This is a genomic window from Flavobacterium sp. UBA4197, from assembly GCF_002379575.1.
In the GTDB taxonomy this organism is placed as follows: Bacteria; Bacteroidota; Bacteroidia; order Flavobacteriales; family Flavobacteriaceae; genus Flavobacterium; species Flavobacterium inviolabile.
Genome location: NZ_DFUB01000009.1, coordinates 38284 through 60928, shown reverse-complemented (window position 1 = coordinate 60928; position 22645 = coordinate 38284). Strand labels below are relative to the sequence as shown.

Sequence of the window (22645 nt, the reverse complement as noted above, 5' to 3'; positions counted from 1 at the left end):
ATACTATTCGTATTTTGTTCTCTTAAACCACAAATCGTTTACGGAAAGACCGATATAAACGCTGAAATAGTTTTCCTTGATAAGGTTACTGCTTGTCGTTCCTTTGCTTCCGTATTCAAAACCAATATTCAGGTTTGACAAACTTTTTCCGATCGGGAATCCGAAACCAGCATTGATCCCGTAATCTTTAATGGACTGATTGTTGATTACCAATCCTGTATTTTCATATCGGAAACCGGCTCTGTAGGTAACTCTGTCAAAATAGCTTGTAAAAGAGTTAAATTTAGGCGTGAAGTACCCTCCGATAACATATCGCTGTGATTTTTCGAATTCCACATTCGTGATTTCGTCAAAACGGTTTAAGAATTTACTTTTATCCTGCATGGTAATTTCTGCTCCCACAAACCATTTTTTAGTAACTCCGATACCGGTTCCCAAAGCATATTTAGCCGGTAGTTCGAAATCGGTTCTTGTAGGATCATAATCTTTAGTATCCGAAACCAGTTCCGATCCGTTAGCCGAATAGGTAATGGTTGCTACCGATCCGGTGTTATCCGATTTCAGCGTGCTTTTAGGTGAATACGTTAAACTGCTGATCCAGTCATATTTCTTATTTAATTTTGTCTGATAGATCAATCCGGTATTAAAAGCAACACCGCTGTATCGCGACGTATTGATTTCTCTTTTTCCTAAGTGAACATCTTCAACAAATCCAACCGATTTTGTTTCCACTCTTCCGAAGTTATATTGAAAATCAGCTCCGATGCTCAATTTTGAAGTAATTTTATATCCTAATCCTAAAAACACATTGTTAACGCCTCCTTCACCTGTGAATCGCTTATCAATATTTGCTGTTTCTCCGGTAGATAATGAGGTTGTTGTTTTCTGATCCACTTTATATCCTACAGAGGAATACGGCATCAAACCAAAAGACACTCCCATTTTCGGGCTGATCGGAAATCCTAAAGCCAGATAATCAAAAGTTGTTCTGCTGGCTGTCTCTTTCTGGGTCTCGTTCTTAAAAGTCGTATTCTTAGTAGTGGCTCCCACTGTAAAGGCGGTTAGCTTTAAAGAGGCAAGTGATGCCGGGTTTTGCAGATTAAGGTGAATACTATCCGGTAATATCCCCAAACCTCCCATTGCCTTGTTTTCATGCGTTCCTCTGTATTTAACATCGCCAATACCGTAAAACGAATAAGGTGAAGCGGTACCTTCCTGCGCAAAAATCACAGAAGAAAAAAGCAAACTAATGCCTAGAATTATCTTTTTAATCATTTGTTGATTGTATATTGATATAAATGGTTCAAACTTTCCAATAGAAAATTTGGATTGGCAAATATGGTGTTTTTTACTCTTTTCGCCAAAAAATCCGTATCACCACCTGTTAAAATTACTGTTAAAACTTGATATTGTTCACGATAGCGTTCTATAAATCCGTCGATTTCCTGTAAAACCCCATTCACCACACCCGAATGTATCGCCTGTTTTGTGGAGTCACCAATAAAACCCTCAGGACTTTCCAGAGTTAATAACGGCAGTTTTGCCGTATAATTATGCAGGGCTTCATAGCGGAGGCGAAATCCCGGCGAAATGGCTCCGCCCAGATAATTATCGTCTGCATCAACAAAATCATAGGTAATACAGGTTCCGGAATCAATAATCAGCCGGTTTTGTTTCGGGTATTTAAAAACCGCTCCGGCAGCCAGCACCATTCTGTCTACACCCAAGGTTTTAGGCGTTCCATAGCGGTTTTCAAAAGGCATGCTGCTATCGGACGTTATTTTATACAGCTCTACTCTCTTTTCAAGCCATTCCAGAACCGTTTCATCCAAAAAACCGACCCTGGACAGCGTTGCCTTTGTAATTACCGGGTACTGCCGGAAAATATTTTCCAGTTTTTCAACCGCTTCTTTTTTATCAAAAACCGCATCCAGAACAAAGGTATCCCCCTCAAATACAGCCGCTTTTATTCTTGTATTTCCAACATCTATAGCTAAAAGCATTCTTTCTTTAATTAGATTTCAAAGATACAAATAGATTTTTTTATCAAATTGTTTTGGATAAATAAAAAATGCCCCTATATTTGCACCCGCAATAAGGAAGGTGCCTTAGCTCAGTTGGTAGAGCAATGGACTGAAAATCCATGTGTCCCTGGTTCGATTCCTGGAGGCACCACTAGAAAATCGCAAAACAAATAAACCCCTGGATTTATCATTCAGGGGTTTTATTTTGCGGTAAATCCACCACTGCCCAATCCGGCAGCCTCCTGTATTATTCAACAGGTATATAAATTTCCGTTTTTAGTTTTTCCGGTTCCGTTTTGTCCGGATTATTACAATACTTCTCAAAGGAATGATAATCCCTTAACTGAAGATTCTTCTCCGGTAAAAGCGTACCGTAAATCCTGTCGTAAACCGCATCCAGATTATGGTAAGGCCCTTTATAAAGAAACACTGCAAATTTCCCGCCTTTAATTTCTTTCACCCCGATATCGCCCTGCGGCTTCGCTTCCTTTTTAACGGCAAGACAAATATCCGTACGCAGCTTCTCACTTTTTGTTACTTTAGGATCATCATAATAAATAGCCAGATGCTCCATTCCGGCCGAAAATAGTTTATGCTCTTTTACAAACTGCCACAAACGCTGCCAGGATCCTGCAAAATCCAGACTTCCGTATTGACCGGAGAGATTGATATAAATGAGCTGTTTGGCCGCAATATCCATTACTTTAAAACCGGTAATATTTAACGGTACATTTTTTTCTGCTGTTTTCATAATCTTATATTCTTTATTAGTTCTGTAATCCAATGGTGAAATACCATATTGCTGCCGGAATGCTTTGGAAAGCGAAGTAGGCACTTCATAGCCCACTTTATAAGCAATTTCCGAAATGGAAAAATCTGTATACCGTATTAGTTTTGCCGCAGTTTCCAGCCGTACCCGGACAATATAACTCCCGATGGGCTCTCCGATAAAAGCGCGGGTTATGCGGTGAAAATGATACGGCGAAAAGTGACTTATTGCCGCCAGTTTTACCAGGTCAACCGGTTCATCCAGATGGTTATTGATGTATTCCACAATTACATTAATCTGTTTTTTATATTCTGCTATCGTTGCTATTCGCTGTTCCATACTTTCTTTATATTATAACCCTAAAAGCTTTATTATTTCTGCCGCATATACCCCGGCAATAAAAACCATCACAATCAGTATATTGACAAGCCATCCGGCTCCTAAAACCTTACCGGCGTTATTCCCTGAAACATACCACACATTAAAGACAATGCTGAATGTCATAATAAAGTGCGAAAACCGGACAAACAATTCTGTTTTTACCATATTCAATAGGCTTATTTGTTTCTTCAAAAGTATAACGCAGCGGTCTTTTACACCTGTCCTATCTTGCTAAATTACAATCCTTTTTTTCATAAACATTTAACACCACATCCCGCTATTACAATAGCACTGAAATCTTTATCTTTGATATCCAATCTGATTCCCAAAACATGAACTCAAAAATAGCAGGCTTACTACTAACCGTAACAACTATTTGTTTCGGACAAAACAATCCTAACCAAACCGCTCATCAAATGATCGACTTTGTAAATCCAATGATCGGAACACACAAAATGGGACACACTTTTCCGGGTGCTACAACCCCATTCGGTATGGTACAGCTAAGTCCGGAAACCAACAATGTAAACATGTTTGCAGATGGCAAATACAATCCCGACACTTATAAATATTGTGCCGGCTACCAATATGACGACACCACAATCTTCGGATTCAGCCATACTCATTTCAGCGGAACCGGACATGCCGATCTGGGCGATTTCCTGATCATGCCCACAACCGGAAAACTACAGTTAAATCCCGGCAAAGCCAACGAACCCGGCAGCGGTTATTTTTCGACATTTTCCCACACTACCGAAGTAGCCAAACCGGCCTACTACAAAGTACAGCTGGACAGCTACAACATTAAAGCAGAATTAACCGCCAGCGACCGCGTAGGATATCACCAATACACCTTTCCAAAATCCGATTCGGCACACATCCTGCTGGACCTGATGTACAACATCTATAACTATGACGACAAAAACACCTGGGTCTTTGTTCGCGTAGAAAACGATTCCACCGTGACCGGCTACCGCCAGACCAATGGCTGGGGAAGAACACGCACAGTGTATTTTGCCATGCAGTTCTCCAAACCCTTTGCTTCCTACGGTCACAAGAAATATGACAAGACCCCGTATAAAGGTTTTTACGGACGCTTTAATGAAGAAGAAAATTTCCCTGAAATGGCCGGGAAAAATATCCGCGCTTACTTTAATTTCAAAACGGATGACAACGAAAAAATCGGTGTAAAATTCGCACTGTCCTCTGTGAGCACCGCCGGAGCTTTATTAAACCTGAAAACGGAAATTCCGGGCTGGAACTTTGAAAAAACAAAACAGGAAAGCCAGCAAAAATGGAATAAAGAGTTGGCCAAAGTTACCGTTGAAACCACTACTCCCGCAGAGAAAGAAACGTTCTACACTGCACTGTACCACACCATGCTGGGACCTATCCTATATGAAGACGCAGACGGAAACTACCGCGGACTGGATCAAAACATCCACCAATCGGAAGGATTTACCAATTACACCGTATTTTCCTTATGGGATACCTACAGGGCTTTACACCCGTTATTCAACATCATCCAGCCGAAACGCAACAACGACATGATCAAGTCCATGCTGGCTCATCACGACCAAAGCGTTCACAAAATGCTTCCGGTATGGAGCCATTATGCCAACGAAAACTGGTGCATGATCGGCTACCACTCCATTGCCGTTATTGCCGATGCCATTGCCAAAAACACTACCGACATCGACCTTAACCGCGCCCTGACCGCCGGAAAAAATACCGTGACCGTTCCGTATTTCGACGGCCTGGACAGCTATATGCAGCTTGGTTATGTTCCGGAAAACAAAAGCGGCAATTCCGTTTCCAAAACACTGGAATTCGCTTATGACGACTGGTGTATCGCGCAAATTGCCAAAAAAGCAAATGCAACCAAAGACTATGAAACATTTACCAAACGTTCCGAAAACTACAAGAATGTTTACGATCCTTTCATTGGCTATATGCGTCCGAAATTAAGTGACGGAAAATGGCGGGAAAATTTCGATCCGTTAGACACTCACGGACAGGGTTTCATTGAAGGCAACGCCTTGAATTACGGCTTGTATGTTCCGCATAAAATTGACGACATGATCGAAATGATGGGCGGGAAAAACAAATTCTCCAACCATCTGGACCAGATCTTTACAATCAAGCTTGCCGATAAGTATATCGAAAAAAATGAAGACATTACCCGCGACGGCATCATTGGCAGTTATGTACACGGAAACGAGCCCGGACACCACATTCCGTACCTGTACAACTGGACAAACAAACCGTGGAAAACCCAGGAACGCGTTCGTATGATTATGAATACCATGTATTCCAATTCTATTGACGGTTTGTGCGGCAACGACGATGCCGGCCAGATGAGTGCCTGGTATATTTTTAGCGCGCTCGGATTTTACCCGGTACTGCCCGGCTCCGACCAGTACGCGATAGGCAGTCCGATGGTTAAAGCAGCAACCTTACAGCTTGAAAACGGAAAAACCTTAAAAATAAAGACCGTTAACCAGGCTCCGGAAAATGTATATGTACAGAAAGTAACTTTAAACGGTAACGAAATTGACCGGAATTATTTACTGCACAGTGAAGTTTATAACAATAGTGAAATCACTTTTTACCTAAGCAGCAAACCAAAGCGATAAGTGACATCATAATTCCAAAAAACTAAAACATTACCCACTAAGCAGTTACGTTTTTTATTACATTTTTTCATAAAAAAGCATTGGAAAACAAAAAAACAATTCTATATTTGCACCCGCAATAAGGACGGTGCCTTAGCTCAGTTGGTAGAGCAATGGACTGAAAATCCATGTGTCCCTGGTTCGATTCCTGGAGGCACCACTTAAAAAAACGCTTTGACAAGTTGATTAAACAACACGTCAAAGCGTTTTGTCTTTTTAGCAATACCTGCACTCTTATATACTTCTCAAAAAACTACTGCTTTACATTAAAATCAAGATCAGCAATTCTGATTCCATTATATCCGGAGCTGTTTTTTTGCTTTATTTTTATTTATTTACTGCAACCCTTATTGATTTTTCACTCTTATAATAAATTTAAAGTATATTAACCTAATTTATTTTTATTATGAAAAAAATACTACTTGTTCTAATCCTGGCAACCGGTTTATTACAAACGTCCTGTAGTGAGGACCTGATTTTTAATTCGACAGCCACCAATGCTGCAGAGGTTTATGTTGCCGGTCAAAAAGACAGTCAGGCCTGTTATTGGAAAAACAACCAGCCTAATACATTAGATTCCGGAGGCTATTCGGGCACTATGGCAAACAAAGTGATCGTAGCAAACAGCAATGTTTATGTTTTGGGTATAGGCGTTGGAACAACGGTTCTCGAAACAGTTCCGATGTTTTGGAAAAACGGGGTTTTCACAAATCTGAAAACCAGCTTAAGCACAAATGAGGAACAGGTGGTGAGCATTACTGATATGGAAATAATCGGAAATGATGTTTATTTTGTTGGCTACACAAAAAAACCGATCATAACTTTTGATGACTATACGCTTGCCTATTGGAAAAACGGCGTTAAAACAAGCGTTCGCAATTATGGCAGCCACGTGCATAACCTGCCTAAAATAAAAGTGCTAAATAACAATGTTTATATAACAGCTTCAGGCAGCGGCAACGAAACAATTAATGGCTATTATGCAAACAGCGTTTTTAACGAGATTCCAAATGCCATAATAAACGGTCTGGCCGTAAGCAACAACGAAGCATTTGCCTACGGAGTATTGAATAATACCGGTTATTATAAAAACATAAACACCAGCTCCGAAACCTCGCTTCCGGCACCCATAAACGGAATTACAAAAATGTATTTTGCAAATGACATGTATCTTACAAACGGTTCTAACACCATTTACAAAAACAGCGTTGTATTCGACAACAGTCAGCCGGAGTTGGGAGGTATTGTCGATTTTAAAATGCAAAACAATGGTGCCTACAAGATAACACAGGCAGCATTAGGTGATGGTTATAGCAGCTATTTAATTGTAAACGGCGTGGAAACGATGCATATAAATGACTCCGATGGCACATTTATGTCGGTTTTTGTGGTTCAAAATTAGAATATGGCAACCTTCAACTGGAATGAAATTTACATCAGCACATCCCCAAAATTACTGGGGATTTGTCGCAGGTATATAAAAGATCTTGCCACTGCCGAAGATATTATCCAGGATTCTTTTATTGTGGCAATCCAAAAGGAAAACACGCTGAAAGACGCAAACGCTTTAAATGGCTGGTTAAGCAGAATTGTGATTAACATGGCTATCCATCATTTAAAAGAGACCAAAAAAATAAACTTCTCAACCGATCAGGACTATGAAATTGTTGATTCAACTACACTTATGAACACCTTAGAAACCGATATCAAAAGCATCCTTCTGACTTCTGATTTAGAAAAAAATGACATCTTAGAAGCAATCGATCAATTGCCGGAACATCATAAATCCGTTTTTAACCTATATGTCATCGACCAGTTTTCGCATAGTGAAATTGGCAAAATACTCCATATCTCAACCGGCACTTCAAAATCACATCTGTCCAGAGCCCGGAAAGCGATTCAGGCATTTTTACTCGAAAAAATACAGGGAAAACCGGTTGACAAGAAAAAGAAACGCCGCATTGCTTTTTTACTTTTCCTGGGATTCGGAAACCAGATGTTTGCCAATTATTGCCAAAAACAGTTCCGGGATTTTGAAATAAAACCACAGAAAAAATTAGAATTAAATCCGGAAAAATCACTCATTCCAAACGAGTTTATCGGTTTACCTAAAATAGCTTCCGCATCAAGGACCATAGCTGCAAGCATTGTTTTATCAGGGATAATCGGGGTTATTTTTTATGCTTATACCTACAACCATAAAACTATTTCACCAAAAAATGAACCGGAATCCAATATGAAACCGGTAAAAAACACCACTACAGATCAATTACTGGTAAACACAACAGATTCCGTACAAAACAAAACTACCAGCACTCCAAAACCAGATAGAACGAAAGCCGTTTCCACTCCGGAAAAAGCAACGGTTTTAAAAAATAATGCTCCGAATACTACGGCAAGCCCAATAGTTACAACACAAAAAGATTCGATAAAAGAAGAACCTCAAAAAGTAGTTGTCATTAAGAAACAAATTGTAAAAAAAGACACTATTTATGTTACGAGATAAAATCCTGATCTTTTTATTAGCCTTTACCGGTTTTGTTTTTTCTCAGGAAAAAAAAACAGACACTATTTTTGTTTATGAAGAGGTCGTTGTATACGACACTGTTTTTGTAGAAAAACCGTTTACCAAAATAGACAAAGCCGTTTTTACTTCGGAAACCAATAAAAAAGACAAACTGGAATTGGTTCAAAACGGAAAAAAATTCCAGGTCGCAATCGACACTCTTATTCTGGTCACCGATAAAAAACGAATGGATAAAGAGAAAAAACAAACCTGGTTTTTTGGAGGAAAATTGCATCTTGGTATCGCCCGCAACAGTCTGTTTAAAGAAATTAATGCTCCGAATACTACCGGTATTGGTTTGGGCATCTGGACACGAAAAACCCTTTTTAATTCCGGTTTTTCTGTTGGAATAGGAATTGACGCCTTTTATTGGATGGGTTCCTTCTCGTTCAATGCCTCACAAAATGACGGTATTCTTAACGGTTATTATTTTACAAACAATAATGCCCCTAAACTTTTCCAGGCTATTGACAACAAAAATTTCCAACTACAGCTTCCGGTTCAACTCTATTACAGAATAAACAAATTCACGCCTTCCATAGGGGCGTTTGCCAGCACAAGCACTTATAAAGCCCAGTTTATCGGTTCTTCCGGAAAGCTGCCTTTAATCTTTGACGAGACACAGCGTTTTAAAGCCGAAGCACTACAGATAGGCTACCTTGTTGAATTGCAGTATGCCATATCAAGCCACATTTCGGTTGCCCTGCATTTTAACTCCGGAAAATCCAATCATTTATTTTTCAGCAAGAGTGATGATAAAAATCAATTCTTTAAAACCAAAAATACATTTACCGAAAACAAATTCTTATTGCAGCTCATTTATAGCTTATAAAATACTCCCGGAGCACCATTCCTAAAACACCCGGAAATCTACCTCTTTTCCTGTAGTCCTGCTATAAATAGTTACCGGACAACTGTCTGCATTGCGGTCATTAAACCGCGTACTTTCTATTGCCAAACAGCATTTTCTTCGTAGCCGGAAAGTGTTAAAAACAGGTGTTTATACTGGCAAACGCTTTAAAATTTGCCCCTAATTTTATCTTCATATTGAAACGGATAGCTTCACGCTATTCCTCTTCAAAAGGCAATACAGACTGTATTCCTTTTGAAAGCGATAACACTAAACCACACAACAAATATCGTTATGAAAGAAAATACAAACAACCACTATGATGTGATTGTCATGGGCGGTGGTGCTATGGGCCTGGCTACAGCCTATCACCTGGGCAAACGAAAAGCCCGCACACTGGTTTTAGAGCAATTTACATTTGTGAACCAGCAAGGCAGTTCTGCCGGGGTTTCGCGTCAGTTCCGAATTCCGTATCCGGAAGAATATATGGTACAGATGGCTCTGGACTCGGAACCTTTCTGGGAAGAACTGCAAAGTCATACTTCCGTACCATTGCGTGACAAGGTTGGCACACTCTGGTTTGGCGATCCGGCTGTTCATTCTACCGAAGGCAATATTGCCGAAGCCGAAAAGGCTTTGGAAGCCCTGAACGTGCCTTACACAACGCTAACGTCAAAAGAAATAGAAGAAAAATACCATTTTAAAAATTTACCGGAAACCTATACCGGCCTGTTCCAGCCGGACGGCGCCAGTATCAATTTTAAAGCCACGATAGAAACATTATTGGAACTTTGTAAGAAAGACCCTCATACAACCTTAGAAGAGCAGTCTCCAGTGATTAAAATCAAACAGGCCGACCATTTGTTTGAAGTCACCACTCCTAACGGCGTGTATATTTCCAAAAAAATTGTAGTGGTACCGGGACCTTATGTAAACAGCATTATTAATTTACTGCATTTTACGATAGAGGCAACTTACTGGAATATGGCATCTGCCTATTTTAAAAAGACAGATCCTTCCATACAGTACCCAACCTGGTTTGTGTTCCAGAATCCGGAAGGAGAAAACGGCAACCAGTTTTACGGCTTCCCGGAAGTAGACTGGGATCACCCGGAATACATCAGGGTTGCACCCGATTTCGTTATCAACGATATTCCGGAACCGAACGACAGAAGCTTTATTCCTAACGAACAGGAGCTTGCCTATACTTCCCAATGGATTAAAGATCACATGACGGGATTAGATCCGGAACCGTACTATACATCCACCTGTCTGATTGCCCTGAGTAAAATCCCGAATAAAGAGTTATTGATCGATTTTGCCCCCTATTATGTCCCCAATCATAAAAACATTGTTGTCTACGCAACCGGATGGGCCGCGAAATTCACGCCTTTCCTGGGTAAAATTTTGTCCGATATGGCCCTGGACGGCACTACCGCATTCGACATTTCTCCTTTCCAGTTAGGAGATCGATTTTTTAAAGCATTTTAACTTAACCGCTAATATCCATGAATAAAAACACTCCTTTAAATTCGGGTAAGCATCCCGATTTAAAAATAGAAGTAGCCATTATAGGCGCCGGAACTTCCGGTTTATACACCGCTTACCGATTGGTACAGGATAAAAAATTCAAAGCCAATCAGGTACAGATCTTTGATATGAACAGCAAACTGGGCGGCCGACTGGAATCGGTAGTTCTGCCCGGAATGGATTTCTGGGGAGAGTTAGGCGGCATGCGTTACCTGACCTCACAAGACATTGTGACCACCCTGATTGAAGGTTATCCGGTTACCGAAGGCGGTGTAACCAAACGCATCCCGATATTATCCGGCACCATGACACCGGAACCGTTCCCAATGGGAGATCCATCCAAATTACTGATGTATCTGCGAAAAGAACGCTGCAAACAGGACGCTTGGAATGTGGCTCAGGATGCCGGTAAAAAACTGCAGACCCGTTATTATTTAAATGAAGACGATTTCGGTTTCAGTTCGGACCAGTTATTCAATAAAATCATTTATGATGTTTTAATGGCCGATCCCTGGTTTGTTAAGAATTATTCCGACAAGGTTGAAAAAACTTCCGAATACGACTATTCGTTTAAAATTACCAGCCGCGAATGGGATGATATCAAACCGGAATTAACCTACCTTTTTGACAATTCTCCGTATAATAAACGAAAAGTAAACGATATCGGTTTCTGGAATTTAATCAAGGATCAGGTTTCCCAGGAAGGCTATGAGTTTTTAGCCAATGCCGGCGGTTATTATTCCAATACAATCAACTGGAATTCGGCCGAAGCGTTTCCGTATATGGTTGGTGACTTTTCTTCAAACCCGGTTTACAAAACCATTAAAGAAGGTTACGACAGCATTGCCTATGCCCTTGCCAATACTTATATGGAAAATGACGGTGCCTGCATCTGGTCGGAAAACAAATTAATAACGTTTAGCAAAAACCACAAAATCGGCACTCACAAATATGAGCTTACGTTCCTGAATCTGAAAACAAACACCCAATGGAAAGTATATGCCAATACGCTGGTTCTGGCAATGCCGAGAAGATCCCTGGAACTTCTGGATCAGGAAAACTTCTTTTTTGACATTAATGAAAATGAGGTGCTCAACAAAAATATCCGTTCGGTAATTATGGAACCGTCCTTTAAAATATTAATGGGCTTCCCTTATCCGTGGTGGAAAGAGCTGGGAATAGATTCCGGCCACTCCATTACCGATTTACCAATGCGCCAGTGTTACTATTTCGGCACCGACCCTAATAACGATAACTCCATGCTATTGGGCAGTTATGGCGATATGGAAACGGAAACGTTCTGGAAAGCCCTTTCTGACGACAAAATACTGTTTGAGGTTAAACCGGCAAAATCGGCATCATTAAAAGAGCTGCTTCAGTTAAATGATGTGCAGGCAACCAAAATGATGGTGGGTGAAGTAATGAACCAGCTTCGCGAGCTACACGGCGACGATGTTACCATACCGGAACCGTATGTAACCTATTTTAAAGACTGGACAGACGATCCTTTCGGTGCCGGTTACCACGCTTGGAAAGCCGGTTATTCGGTAAAACACGTGATGCCGTATATGCGCAAACCAAAAGCCGACGAGCAGATCCATATTTGCGGAGAAGCTTATTCCGACCAGCAGGGATGGGTTGAAGGCGCATTTTGTGAAGCCGAAAAAATGCTTCAGGAATATTTCGGAATGGAACGTCCGTTTTGGCTTAGTCCGGAATATTATTTAGGATGGTAAATTTCTATTAAAAATAAACAGATAAATCAAATCCGAATCCTCAAAAGTTAGGATTCGGATTTTTAATCACTTCCTTAAAACTATTGTTTTAATTTTTCTTTTTTACCTTCGTCATTTCTTAGTGTTTTTTTTGTCAAGGCAAGAGTTTTTTGACACAATTCTTACCTATAGATTTCAAAGGGTTTATCATGAAAATCTGTTTCTGATACAGAAAATTTTGTGTCTTAATATAAAAACATCCCTGTTATTGAAATAACAATAAAACCCGGATGATTAAGCCCTATATAACTATAATCAGATGAGCATCTAATTTAACTTAATATCGTTATTACCAAAGTTGAAATAGTTATAATGTTTTCACCAAGCAATGGAGTATTAAAACTTCCACTCGTTAAAGTTAAGTTAGTCAAATATTGCCCTTCTAAAAAACAATTAGATAAAGCCCAAAATAAACAACTCTTTTTTATAACCTTTATTTAGAATTCATATTTCTCAATTCTAAATTTTCCTTTTTTAAAGAATCTATTTCTTTTCTCATCTCAATCAGATAGAGCGTTAACTCTTCAATTTTCTCCATTTGTCTAGCTTGCATTTCTGCAATATCCAGTCCATCCTTGATCAATTTCTCCGCTGATGGTATATTGGGCAAGTGTCGATTCTTTAAAATATATTTTTCAACTTCATATAGAGACACTAGATTATGATCTTTATCAAAAACAAAGTCAGACCAATTTGTTGAATTTTGGACAGCTACTTTCACTTTATCTGTCAATATACCATTTTGGACTATTAATTTATAATTACCATCCGGGATTTTCAAAGCAGTATTCGTAATGTCAGAAATTATAACCCTTCCTCCTGAAGGGCTTATGACCAAATTACCACCTACTGATTCTAATCCAGTTCCGCTACCTTTCGTTATCCATAATTTTGCAAAATTTGTAGAGCCCCCATCAAAAATATTTACGCCATTATTACCCGCTCCATAACCTTGTGAAAAATTCAGATATAAAGAAGACGTCCCTCCTCCGGAATTAACAATTAAATTCCCCGAAGTCGTTCGCTGTATAACTGCATCAGTATTAGTAGCAGGAGAGAACTTAAAATAATTACTATTTATTTTAACATTCCCATTAACTTCTAACAATTCACTCGGTGTTACAGTACCAATTCCTACATTCCCGTTCTCTCCGATTTGCATTCTAACCGAAGGTGTATCACCAGTAGCACTAGCCGAATTTGTTAAAAACTGTAAAGTTGTCTCCCATGAATTACCTCTAAAGGATCTCACTTTCGCACTTCCTCCATTACTAAACTCAAAAGAAATATCTCTTCTGCTAAGATTACCAACAGGTAAACCCGGACCTTGAATTATTAATTTTGACTCACTATTATTAGTTTTATCCCCAATTTTTAATGTTCCATTATTAAAAAAAGAAAACAATTTATTATTATAATCTTCCTTATATATCAAATTTAGATTTCCTTCTAAATTTTCAAAACAAATTTTTCTAGATGGAGTAGAATCATCCGGAGAACCATCTAAACAAAAAGTTCCTCCAGCTCCCAAATCATTAGATGCAGGAAAAGTAACCGGAATATTACATTGAGAAAATGAAATTGATGTTGTAAACCCAAATAAAATCAGAAACGTTATAAAGTTTAATTTCATATTTTTTAATTTTAATTACAGTTAAAATTTGATTGTTGCCCAGAGTTCATAATTATAGAATTCTGTGAATGATTCAAAAAACCTACAAATCCATAGTTATTATTATAATTAATATTCATCGCAGAATCATAATTCACATTTGAAAGCAATGAGTACCTGTTGTTATAATAATTATTGTAAATACTAACATTGTAGGATCTATATATAATAGCCAAAGCTGATGTAGATGTCGGACAATTGATAGCTCTCACAATATTATCTATACATTGTTTTGTTTCAGGAATTATAACACTCGGTTGTATATCTATGACGTTATCATGAATATCAATATTACTAGATGCCTGATCTAAATATATAGCCCCCAAATAGGATGTTTGATTCAATATATAATTATGACTTATTTCAGCTCTATTTGTACTGTTCCCTAAATTACTCAATGTATATATTCCCCCTCCATCACCCATAAACTGTGCATAACAGTCTACTTTATTATTAATTATTTTATTATTGATTCCATGATCGATATATCTGTTTGATCCCCAACCAAAAGAAATTCCAGTATATGGAAAGTTAGTTACTGTATTTTGGTTTACAATTGTTTGGCGGGCAAAAGAGACATTTATTCCACTACAACTATAATATTCATTAGCTACATTACTCACTAAATTATTTGTAATCTGATTATTTTCAAGTAAATCACTATTATGATTAACACCAATACAATTTGCAGCATAATATGCAGGATCCAGATCTGGATTTTTACATGGGTCTGGCCAGTTTAAATAATCTCCTAAATAAATTCCACTACCTGAAATATCTTCAACCCGATTATTACAAATCACATTATTACTAGATCCAACTAAAAAAGACAACCCCGTAGAACCAATATGACTAATGCTGTTTTTTATAATATATATATTCTTACTATAAATAAACGCTATTGCTCCAGGTATTTGTACAGGATAAGTATCGTCTGCTCCATAATTGGTTGAAAAACCATAATTAGTATTCGTTGAAGTATTTAATTCCGACGGTTTATTCCATGTAGTGTAGCAAAAATTAAGATCTATAAACTTTATATTCCTAACGTTGGCTTCATTTGTTCCTCTACAATCTATTAGTTTTTCTAATTTCGGAATTATAATATTTAATCCATTAATAGCATTTTGCGTTGTTATTGCATTAGAAGGTTTATAGTATACAACATGATTAGCTTTGTCTATAAACCATTCATTTTCTTTATCAATAAGGTTATATGAATTTTCTAACCATCTGACTGGTGCGCTTTTAAAAGGTTTCTCTAAATGTATAAATTCCCAAAAAGCAGAATTTATCACAAGTCTATTTTTACAAACAGATTCAACCGGAATTCTATGTGTCTTCCAATTTATACAAGAAACAATCTCTAAGTCTTTAACATTTTCCCATGTAGAAAAGTCATTACATGTAGAAAAATACCCGTTAGTCGTTTCAAATAAATTAAAATTATCTTCACTCCTCGCTCTAAATGCCTTTACCCCATTAACATATAACTGCCTGGAAAACAAACCACTATTAATTGTTGCTTTCCATATATTTTTCAATGGGTCATGAAGCAACCAACCTGTAATTTTCTGACCTCCAGTAATTGTAGGCTTATTGGAACTATCAAAAGCTTTATAGATAATATAATATCCATTATTTCCTCCATCATTTGAATCAAAAACCAAAGTTTCATTTAAAACATACTCACCAGGTAAAATATTTACAACAATATCATTTGTCATTGCTGTATTGCCAATTAACCCTCTTGCTATTTCCTTTCCTTTCTTAATGTTTTTTACAGCTGTTTCTACCGATAGTCCATTATTAGTATCTAATCCATTTGGAGATACATATATATTCACTTGCGAATAACTTAATATAAAACTGAATAATAGGAATAATATAAATTTAGTTCTATGCTTCATTTTGATAATTTACTCTTCTCTTTAACAATTATTTATTGGCTTCTCTAGAAATATTTAAAACTATAAAATATCTCCTTAAAGATAATTATAAACTATAGATAATAAATCTAATTATTTATATTTTCAGGTTTTCCAGTTCCATTGACAGGGCTTTTAAATCCTGTTTCATCAGGTTGATCTGCGATTCCAGCTGGTCATACATATTGGCACGATTGTCCAGTTCCTGTGCCGAATATTTACCGCCTTTTCCAAAATACAGTTCGATCAACTGTGTTTTCTTTTTGGAACGCTCGTATTCGATCTGTCCGAAATTCATCCATTTCTCAATAATTTCCCGGCGAAAAGAAACCTTGTCCGGTTCGTTCGGATTGTGATAATTCAGGTAATACCATACTGCCGGCGGAAAAATCACAGAGGTCGGTCCGCCTTCCCAGATATCTTTCAGGGCATTGCGGGAATGGTAAAACTCGATATTCCGTTTGTTCCGCAAGATCAGGAATCCGAAAGTTGCTTCGGTAATCCCGGTTCCGATACCGATATAATCCCCGACATTTCCTTCATTAATCAGCAAACCCGAAGCGATGGCTCCGGCTGCGCCCACTACTATAGCGCCCACCGTTAGCTTACTTTCCGTTTCATCCTCTTTTCCGCTCAGATAGTCGGCAATCTGGCTCGTACGTTCCTCTTCACAATCCATCTCCGAAGAAACTGCCGAAACTTCCAGTGACGCCATATTGATCCGCTGGTTTATTTTTTGAGACATTTCCAGGATGGAAAGCCTGTTTTCAATGCTTTTATTTTCGCTGTACTTTTTTTGTGCCGTCACATATTCCGCTACCAGGTCCAAAATTCCGATGGCATTTGCCGCATTCAGGCTTTTAAAGCTGAAGCGGGATTTCAGTACCGTATCCACCTCGATGGTGTGTATCGGTTTGGGCATCGCTGCAACGGTATAGTTATACACATTCTGCTGGTTGCAGTTGCTCGTGTACAGCTGTGATCTTAACCGGGTATTCTGAACTCCGGAGCAGGAGGTTAAAATCAAGGTTCCGACCCATACCATCCAGATGAAATGGCTGATCCTGTTTACCGGTTTTGGGGCTGATTTTTCCATTCAATATCAATTTATAGCATTTTAAAATCCTCTAAATAATCTGAAATCTGTTTTCTTTTGGGAATTTTGCTTTTTCTATTTCAAAAAAATCATTTTGTAATTCTAAGCTTATTAAAATTGTGGTTATGTAAACTTAATAAAAAGATCATTCTCACCCATTCATTATACATCAAAATTTGAGGCTACAAAAAAACCACTCATTCGAGTGGCTGCTGTTTAATTTTCTTTTTGGGTATCTTTTACGTCTTTCGCATCATTGCTGTTCGGTGCTTTCGGTTCGCCCGGCGTAACTGGTGTATTGGGCACATTGCCTTTATATTCCGTTTCCTGTACGTCTTCTCCGGTTTTGCTAAACACTTTCACTTTTGGATTGTCTTTATTACCGGTGATCACTACCGGAATACCGATTAATCCGAATGGCGGCAGTCCCAGACGCATTTTCAGATTCATCTGTCCGGCAAAGTTGGTTTCCCCTTTAAATTTCAATCGGAATAAGGCTACTTTGATTAATGTTTCATCAATCGTAATAACGTTATTTTTAATTTTTGAGTTGATTTCCACTTCGCTCAGATCCGGATTATCAATACCGTCAGAACCTGTTTTCTTACTGATAGCCGAAAACAGTTTCAGTCCGCTGATCTTCACTTTCCGGACAGACAGTGTTCCCTGTCCTTTTAACGAAGGCATTATCGGCTGCATGCTGTTATCCAGCACACCCCGTAACCGGTAATCCACTCCGATAATTCCTTCTGCTTTTTCGGCAGAGGTAGCCAGATCACGGAATAATTTCACTTCCTTATAAGCACGCTGTACATCGAAGTCTTTGGCGCAGTAATGCAAATTAAAATCGGCTTTATCGGCTGTTACCGCATTATAAACCCCGTCAATAGCCATCCGGCTGCCAATGATCCCAAAACCGGCATTACGCAATATCAGCTTTCCTTTCCGAACGATGGCTTTCCCGGTCATATTGTCCAGTAACAAGCCGTCATAATCCACTTTCTTAGCATTTGCAGTAACCGAAACATCCAGGTTGGACGGTACCATAACAACACCGGTAGCTTGTTTTGGCGGTGCCTGTTTTGCACTCACTTTCGAATTATTGCTTTTATTGCCTTCCGGATTATAAGCCATAAATTCATTAATATTTAACAAACCGGAGTTAACCGTAAAATTTCCTTTTAGTACACTCTTATCATTGAGTACAAAATTGATAACGTTCTGCAACTGTCCGTTAAGCGCAAAATCCGACTGTCCGTAACTTGCCAGGAATGTATTGAAAAACATCTTATCGCGGTCAAATTTGAACTGTCCTTCTTTGATCAGGAACGGTTTCGGGAAAAACTGTGATTTCGCATTGATATCCCGCAGCAATAACGTCCCTTTGTTGTTCATTTTACCGTATTGCCCGGAAGTTGCATAGCTCTGTTTCCCCTGTAAAAACAAATCGGCCTTGATATATCCTTTAACGTCCAGTCCTTCCTGTTTAAACACCTTGTACACTTTTGCCACATCAATTTCGCCTTTGGCTTTTACTTTATACGCCAGGTCTTCGAAATTGTATAAATCGGCAGCCACATATATCGGGTTTCCTTCAAAATGGAACGATGCCGGCGTTACTTTAACCATCAGGTCTTTATAGCTTCCGGTCGTATTTTTTATTCTTGCATTGATCCGGATCGAATCAATCGGATTCGGGTAATATGGTGTTTTCAGCCTTCCGCTTTGAACGGCTATAAAACCATCGGTAACCGGGAACAGCTTTTTAGCGGCATCATAATCGCCTTTGGCTTTTATGCTGGAAGTAAGCAATCCTTTTAATTCTACTTTTTCCAGACCCAACGCACGATTCAGTTTCTCCAAATCCAGTTTAGCCTTCATATCCGTATCCAAAGCGATGCTCTTAGTTCCTTTCGAATACAGTTTTCCTTTCATAAAATCTTTCCCGACATTAAAATGGATGGAATCCATGTCGATCTCCAACAGGTTCGGATCCAAAGACGGCAATCGGGTTTTTAGTTTTAAAAAGATGTTCGATGTTGGAAACGGCGTGTCTTTATAAGCGATAAAACCGTCACGGATATTCACATCCAGACCCAGATCCGGTTTTTTGTTTTGCGAAGCATTATAAATCCCTTTAAAGGTGAACAGCACATCGGTCTGCCCTTCTACTTTTGTTTTTTCCAGCCAGGTCACATAAGCCGGCGGCAAAGCGGTAAACAGGTCATTCAGCTTACTGTCTTTTGTTTCCACATGGATATCAATATCGTATCCGTCTTTTAAGAAATTCAGTTTCCCGATAAACTGGACGGGAAGTTTATTAATTTTCAGGTTGTTCTGCTGGAATACAAACGATAAGGAATTGGTGTTGATACGGGTTAACAGATCGGCGTTAACTACTTTGTTTTTCAGATAGGTTTCCCCGTCAAAAGCCAGATCCAGTGAGCCGATCCGTGCTTTGGTCGTCAGGTCGAATATGGATTTATCCAAATCGCCTTTTCCGATATAATTAAAGTCTTTTGCCTCAATGGCCAGTTTGGCAGAAAGGTCGGTATATTTTAAGTGTACATTCTTTATCTCGATTCTGTCCAGGCGGATGGAAGCAGAAGTTGTATCGGAAGTTGTTTTCGGTGCGTTGGAAATATAAACGTTGTAATTCGCCCGTCCTTTTTCGTCAACCATAATATTGGCAAGTCCATCGGACAGATAGATCTCATCAATACTAACCTGGTTGTCAAAAATAAGGCGTTTCAGGTTGATCCCGAAAGCCACCTCTTTGGCCGCAACCAATGTTTCATTTCTGTAGGGCGCCGAGCCTTTCAATGAAAATTCGTCCAGCGAAACCGTAAGCGACGGGAAATGCTTGTAGAAAGACAAATGCGTTTCTTTAAAGTCCAGTTCCCCATCCAGTTTTTCGTTGGCAGCCTTCTTTACCTGTTCGGCAATGGTCCCCGGAAATAATAACGGAATTAAAAATAAAAGCAGTAATATACTTACAATGGTTATCCCTGTAATCTTTACTGTCTTGAGGGCTATATTTTTAATGTTGCTTTTCATACTGCAAAAGTACTATCTAATTTTGAAATTTTAACAGAATATTCCTTATTGACTTCATAAAAATTCGTTAACAAAATGTTGGAGAATCTGCTCTTATGGCTTTTTCTGTTATTTTTACATGTCAAACTAATCAAAATAATCCTCATGATTACAAAAACTGTTCTGATTCTTACTACCGTAGGAATGTCCCTGCTTTCGGGGAATGACGATAGGTCTGAAAAAAACGGAGACCCGACCAATCCGCTTTTGGCAGCCTACAACACTCCCTATGAAGTTCCTCCGTTTCATTTAATAAAAAACGAACATTTCAAACCGGCATTGCTGGAAGGTATCAAAGTGCATCAAAAAGAGATCGATGCCATTGCAGACAATCCGGCCAAACCGACTTTCGACAATACCATACTGGCACTTGAAAATGCCGGACAGTTATTAAACAGGGTAGCGACCGTTTTCGGCAACATGAGTTCTGCCAATACAAACGACCAGTTACAGGCCATTGCCCAGGAAATGGCACCTATTTCTTCCAAACACAACGATAACATTTACCTGAACGAAAAATTATTCGCGCGTGTAAAAGCAGTTTGGGATGCACAAAAAACCTTAAAACTCACTCCGGAACAAACCCGTTTACTGGAGAAAAAATACAAAGCCTTCGTGAGAAGCGGCGCTAATTTATCGGAAACCGATAAAGAAAAACTGCGTAAGATCAACAGTGAACTGTCCCTATTGTCGTTAAAATTCGGAAACAACATCCTGAAAGAAAACAATGCTTACGAATTGGTTATCGACAAAAAAACAGACCTGGCCGGATTGCCGGATGAATTAATCATTGCTGCTGCTGCCAAGGCTAAAGCGACCGGAAAAGAAGGCAAATGGGTGTTCACTCTGAGCAATTCCAGCGTAATGCCATTTCTGCAATATGCCGACAATCGCGAACTGCGCAAGCAAATCTGGACCGCATACCAGAATCGCGGTAACAACAACAATGAGTTTGACAACAAACAGAACGTGATCCAGATGGCAAATCTTCGCGGTGAAAAAGCACGCATATTGGGCTATAAAAACCATGCAGCCTACGTACTGGAAGAAAGTATGGCCAAAACACCTGAAAAAGCGACAGAATTACTGAACAAGTTATGGAAACCGGCTTTGGAGAAGTCCAAACAGGAAACGGCAGATATTAAAAAAATGATGGCTGCCGACGGTGTTTCCGGTGAAGTACAGCCGTATGACTGGCGTTACTATACCGAAAAAATCCGCAAGGAGCGTTACAACCTGGATGAGCAGGAAGTAAAACCGTATTTCAGCATAGCCAATGTTCAGAAAGGGATTTTTAAAGTTACGGAAAACCTATACGGTTTAAAATTTGAAGAACTGAAAGATGTTCCAAAATACCATGACGATGTTACGGTATGGAAAGTTATGGAAAAAGACGGCACGGAAGTGGGTACCTTATATATGGATTTCTATTCCCGTTCTTCTAAAAACGGCGGTGCCTGGATGACTTCATACCGTCCGCAGCGCATGGAAAACGGCAAACGTATTCCTCCGGTAATCTCCATTGTCTGCAATTATTCCAAACCGGTCGGAGATGCACCTACCTTGTTAACTTTTGACGAAACAACTACTTTTTTCCATGAATTCGGACATGCCTTACACGGATTGCTTTCGAATGTGAACTACCAGAGTATGGCAGGAACTGCGGTACCGAGAGATTTTGTAGAATTACCATCGCAGGTAATGGAAAACTGGGCTGCCGAACCGGAAGTATTAAAAATGTATGCGAAGCATTACCAGACCGGAGCGGTAATCCCGGATGCTTTGATCGAAAAATTACAAAAGTCAGGAACTTTTGATCAGGGTTTTGCTACGGTAGAATATTTAGCAGCTTCTTTACTGGACATGGAATACCATACCCAAACCGGGAATATCAGCCAGGATGCCAATACTTTTGAAGCCAATGCAATGAAAAAAATCGGATTGACCGGTGCGATCATTCCGCGTTACAGAAGTACCTACTTCAGTCATATTTTCTCCGGCGGATATTCGGCAGGATATTACAGCTATATCTGGTCCGGTGTGTTGGACACGGATGCTTTTGAAGCGTTCAAAAGCACGACATTATTCAACCAGGAAAAAGCAAAAGCGTTCCGTAAATACGTCCTTGAAAAAGGAGGAACGGAAGATCCGATGATTTTGTATAAAAAATTCAGAGGTGAAGAACCTAATATTACTCCTTTATTAAACAAAAGAGGTCTTAATAATGGTGCGAAGTTATTAAAGAACTAAGAAAGCTGTCATAAAAAAAGCCCCGGATATCCG

General features: G+C 39.1%; 15 protein-coding genes and 2 tRNA genes. 9 read left to right on the top strand and 8 right to left on the bottom strand.

Annotated elements, in window-relative coordinates:
- Nucleotides 1–3 precede the first annotated feature (3 nt).
- Nucleotides 4–1275 (bottom strand): outer membrane protein transport protein, encoded by a 1272-nt coding sequence (locus tag B3394_RS05040; RefSeq protein WP_177730098.1) that lies wholly within the window; start codon nucleotides 1273–1275, stop codon nucleotides 4–6.
- Nucleotides 1272–2003, bottom strand: coding sequence for a type III pantothenate kinase (locus B3394_RS05035; RefSeq protein ID WP_286913737.1), 732 nt, complete (start codon nucleotides 2001–2003; stop codon nucleotides 1272–1274). The genes B3394_RS05040 and B3394_RS05035 overlap by 4 nt, the downstream gene beginning before the upstream one ends.
- A 99-nt stretch (nucleotides 2004–2102) precedes the next feature.
- Here B3394_RS05035 and B3394_RS05030 point away from each other — a divergent pair.
- A tRNA-Phe gene (locus B3394_RS05030) sits at nucleotides 2103–2175 on the top strand.
- 96 nt (nucleotides 2176–2271) lie between these two features.
- Here the strand turns inward: B3394_RS05030 and B3394_RS05025 are convergent.
- Entirely contained in the window at nucleotides 2272–3132 is an 861-nt protein-coding gene (locus B3394_RS05025; RefSeq protein WP_286913735.1) for an AraC family transcriptional regulator, read from the bottom strand.
- 12 nt (nucleotides 3133–3144) lie between these two features.
- Nucleotides 3145–3339: a hypothetical protein gene (locus B3394_RS05020; protein ID WP_286913728.1), complete on the bottom strand. Its 195-nt coding sequence runs from the start codon at nucleotides 3337–3339 to the stop codon at nucleotides 3145–3147.
- Between the two features lie 167 nt (nucleotides 3340–3506).
- On the opposite strand from B3394_RS05020, the gene B3394_RS05015 reads away from it, so the two are divergent.
- From B3394_RS05015 to B3394_RS04985, 7 genes are all read left to right on the top strand, one after another.
- Nucleotides 3507–5810 (top strand): GH92 family glycosyl hydrolase, encoded by a 2304-nt coding sequence (locus B3394_RS05015; protein ID WP_286913723.1) that lies wholly within the window; start codon nucleotides 3507–3509, stop codon nucleotides 5808–5810.
- Between the two features lie 126 nt (nucleotides 5811–5936).
- Nucleotides 5937–6009 (top strand) — tRNA-Phe (locus B3394_RS05010).
- Nucleotides 6010–6255: 246 nt separating this feature from the next.
- Nucleotides 6256–7251, top strand: coding sequence for a hypothetical protein (locus tag B3394_RS05005; RefSeq protein ID WP_286913721.1), 996 nt, complete (start codon nucleotides 6256–6258; stop codon nucleotides 7249–7251).
- A 3-nt stretch (nucleotides 7252–7254) separates the two neighbouring features.
- Nucleotides 7255–8355, top strand: coding sequence for an RNA polymerase sigma factor (locus B3394_RS05000; protein WP_286913717.1), 1101 nt, complete (start codon nucleotides 7255–7257; stop codon nucleotides 8353–8355).
- A complete protein-coding gene (locus tag B3394_RS04995) occupies nucleotides 8342–9247 on the top strand; it encodes a hypothetical protein (protein WP_286913713.1) in 906 nt (301 codons plus the stop codon). Before B3394_RS05000 ends, B3394_RS04995 begins: the two co-directional genes overlap by 14 nt.
- Nucleotides 9248–9559: 312 nt before the next feature.
- Nucleotides 9560–10756 (top strand): FAD-dependent oxidoreductase, encoded by a 1197-nt coding sequence (locus B3394_RS04990; protein ID WP_177730109.1) that lies wholly within the window; start codon nucleotides 9560–9562, stop codon nucleotides 10754–10756.
- 17 nt (nucleotides 10757–10773) lie between these two features.
- Nucleotides 10774–12531 carry a flavin monoamine oxidase family protein gene (locus tag B3394_RS04985; RefSeq protein ID WP_286913706.1) on the top strand — a complete coding sequence of 586 codons (1758 nt, stop codon included), beginning with the start codon at nucleotides 10774–10776 and terminating at the stop codon, nucleotides 12529–12531.
- 472 nt (nucleotides 12532–13003) lie between these two features.
- Here B3394_RS04985 and B3394_RS04980 read toward each other — a convergent pair whose 3' ends face one another.
- From B3394_RS04980 to B3394_RS04965, 4 genes are all read right to left on the bottom strand, one after another.
- On the bottom strand, nucleotides 13004–14203 hold the full coding sequence (locus B3394_RS04980; protein WP_286913696.1) for a hypothetical protein: 1200 nt from the start codon (nucleotides 14201–14203) through the stop codon (nucleotides 13004–13006).
- Between the two features lie 11 nt (nucleotides 14204–14214).
- Nucleotides 14215–16152 (bottom strand): hypothetical protein, encoded by a 1938-nt coding sequence (locus B3394_RS04975; protein WP_286913692.1) that lies wholly within the window; start codon nucleotides 16150–16152, stop codon nucleotides 14215–14217.
- A gap of 115 nt (nucleotides 16153–16267) precedes the next feature.
- The gene (locus tag B3394_RS04970; protein WP_177730111.1) at nucleotides 16268–17266 is read right to left on the bottom strand and encodes a hypothetical protein; all 999 of its coding nucleotides are present in this window, start codon (nucleotides 17264–17266) and stop codon (nucleotides 16268–16270) included.
- 216 nt (nucleotides 17267–17482) lie between these two features.
- A complete protein-coding gene (locus tag B3394_RS04965; protein ID WP_286913688.1) occupies nucleotides 17483–20323 on the bottom strand; it encodes an AsmA family protein in 2841 nt (946 codons plus the stop codon).
- Nucleotides 20324–20467: 144 nt separating this feature from the next.
- On the opposite strand from B3394_RS04965, the gene B3394_RS04960 reads away from it, so the two are divergent.
- Nucleotides 20468–22612, top strand: a complete 2145-nt coding sequence (locus tag B3394_RS04960) for a M3 family metallopeptidase (protein ID WP_286913682.1) — start codon at nucleotides 20468–20470, stop codon at nucleotides 22610–22612.
- The last annotated feature ends 33 nt before the right edge of the window (nucleotides 22613–22645 follow it).

Bases quoted from the DNA above. Each gene is read 5' to 3' on its own strand.
- B3394_RS05020 (WP_286913728.1), bottom strand. From the start codon at position 3,339: ATGGTAAAAACAGAATTGTTTGTCCGGTTTTCGCACTTTATTATGACA.
- B3394_RS05040 (WP_177730098.1), bottom strand. From the start codon at position 1,275: ATGATTAAAAAGATAATTCTAGGCATTAGTTTGCTTTTTTCTTCTGTG.
- B3394_RS05035 (WP_286913737.1), bottom strand. From the start codon at position 2,003: ATGCTTTTAGCTATAGATGTTGGAAATACAAGAATAAAAGCGGCTGTA.
- B3394_RS04985 (WP_286913706.1), top strand. From the start codon at position 10,774: ATGAATAAAAACACTCCTTTAAATTCGGGTAAGCATCCCGATTTAAAA.
- B3394_RS05000 (WP_286913717.1), top strand. From the start codon at position 7,255: ATGGCAACCTTCAACTGGAATGAAATTTACATCAGCACATCCCCAAAA.
- B3394_RS04975 (WP_286913692.1), bottom strand. From the start codon at position 16,152: ATGAAGCATAGAACTAAATTTATATTATTCCTATTATTCAGTTTTATA.
- B3394_RS04995 (WP_286913713.1), top strand. From the start codon at position 8,342: ATGTTACGAGATAAAATCCTGATCTTTTTATTAGCCTTTACCGGTTTT.
- B3394_RS04965 (WP_286913688.1), bottom strand. From the start codon at position 20,323: ATGAAAAGCAACATTAAAAATATAGCCCTCAAGACAGTAAAGATTACA.
- B3394_RS05025 (WP_286913735.1), bottom strand. From the start codon at position 3,132: ATGGAACAGCGAATAGCAACGATAGCAGAATATAAAAAACAGATTAAT.
- B3394_RS05015 (WP_286913723.1), top strand. From the start codon at position 3,507: ATGAACTCAAAAATAGCAGGCTTACTACTAACCGTAACAACTATTTGT.
- B3394_RS05005 (WP_286913721.1), top strand. From the start codon at position 6,256: ATGAAAAAAATACTACTTGTTCTAATCCTGGCAACCGGTTTATTACAA.
- B3394_RS04970 (WP_177730111.1), bottom strand. From the start codon at position 17,266: ATGGAAAAATCAGCCCCAAAACCGGTAAACAGGATCAGCCATTTCATC.
- B3394_RS04980 (WP_286913696.1), bottom strand. From the start codon at position 14,203: ATGAAATTAAACTTTATAACGTTTCTGATTTTATTTGGGTTTACAACA.
- B3394_RS04960 (WP_286913682.1), top strand. From the start codon at position 20,468: ATGATTACAAAAACTGTTCTGATTCTTACTACCGTAGGAATGTCCCTG.
- B3394_RS04990 (WP_177730109.1), top strand. From the start codon at position 9,560: ATGAAAGAAAATACAAACAACCACTATGATGTGATTGTCATGGGCGGT.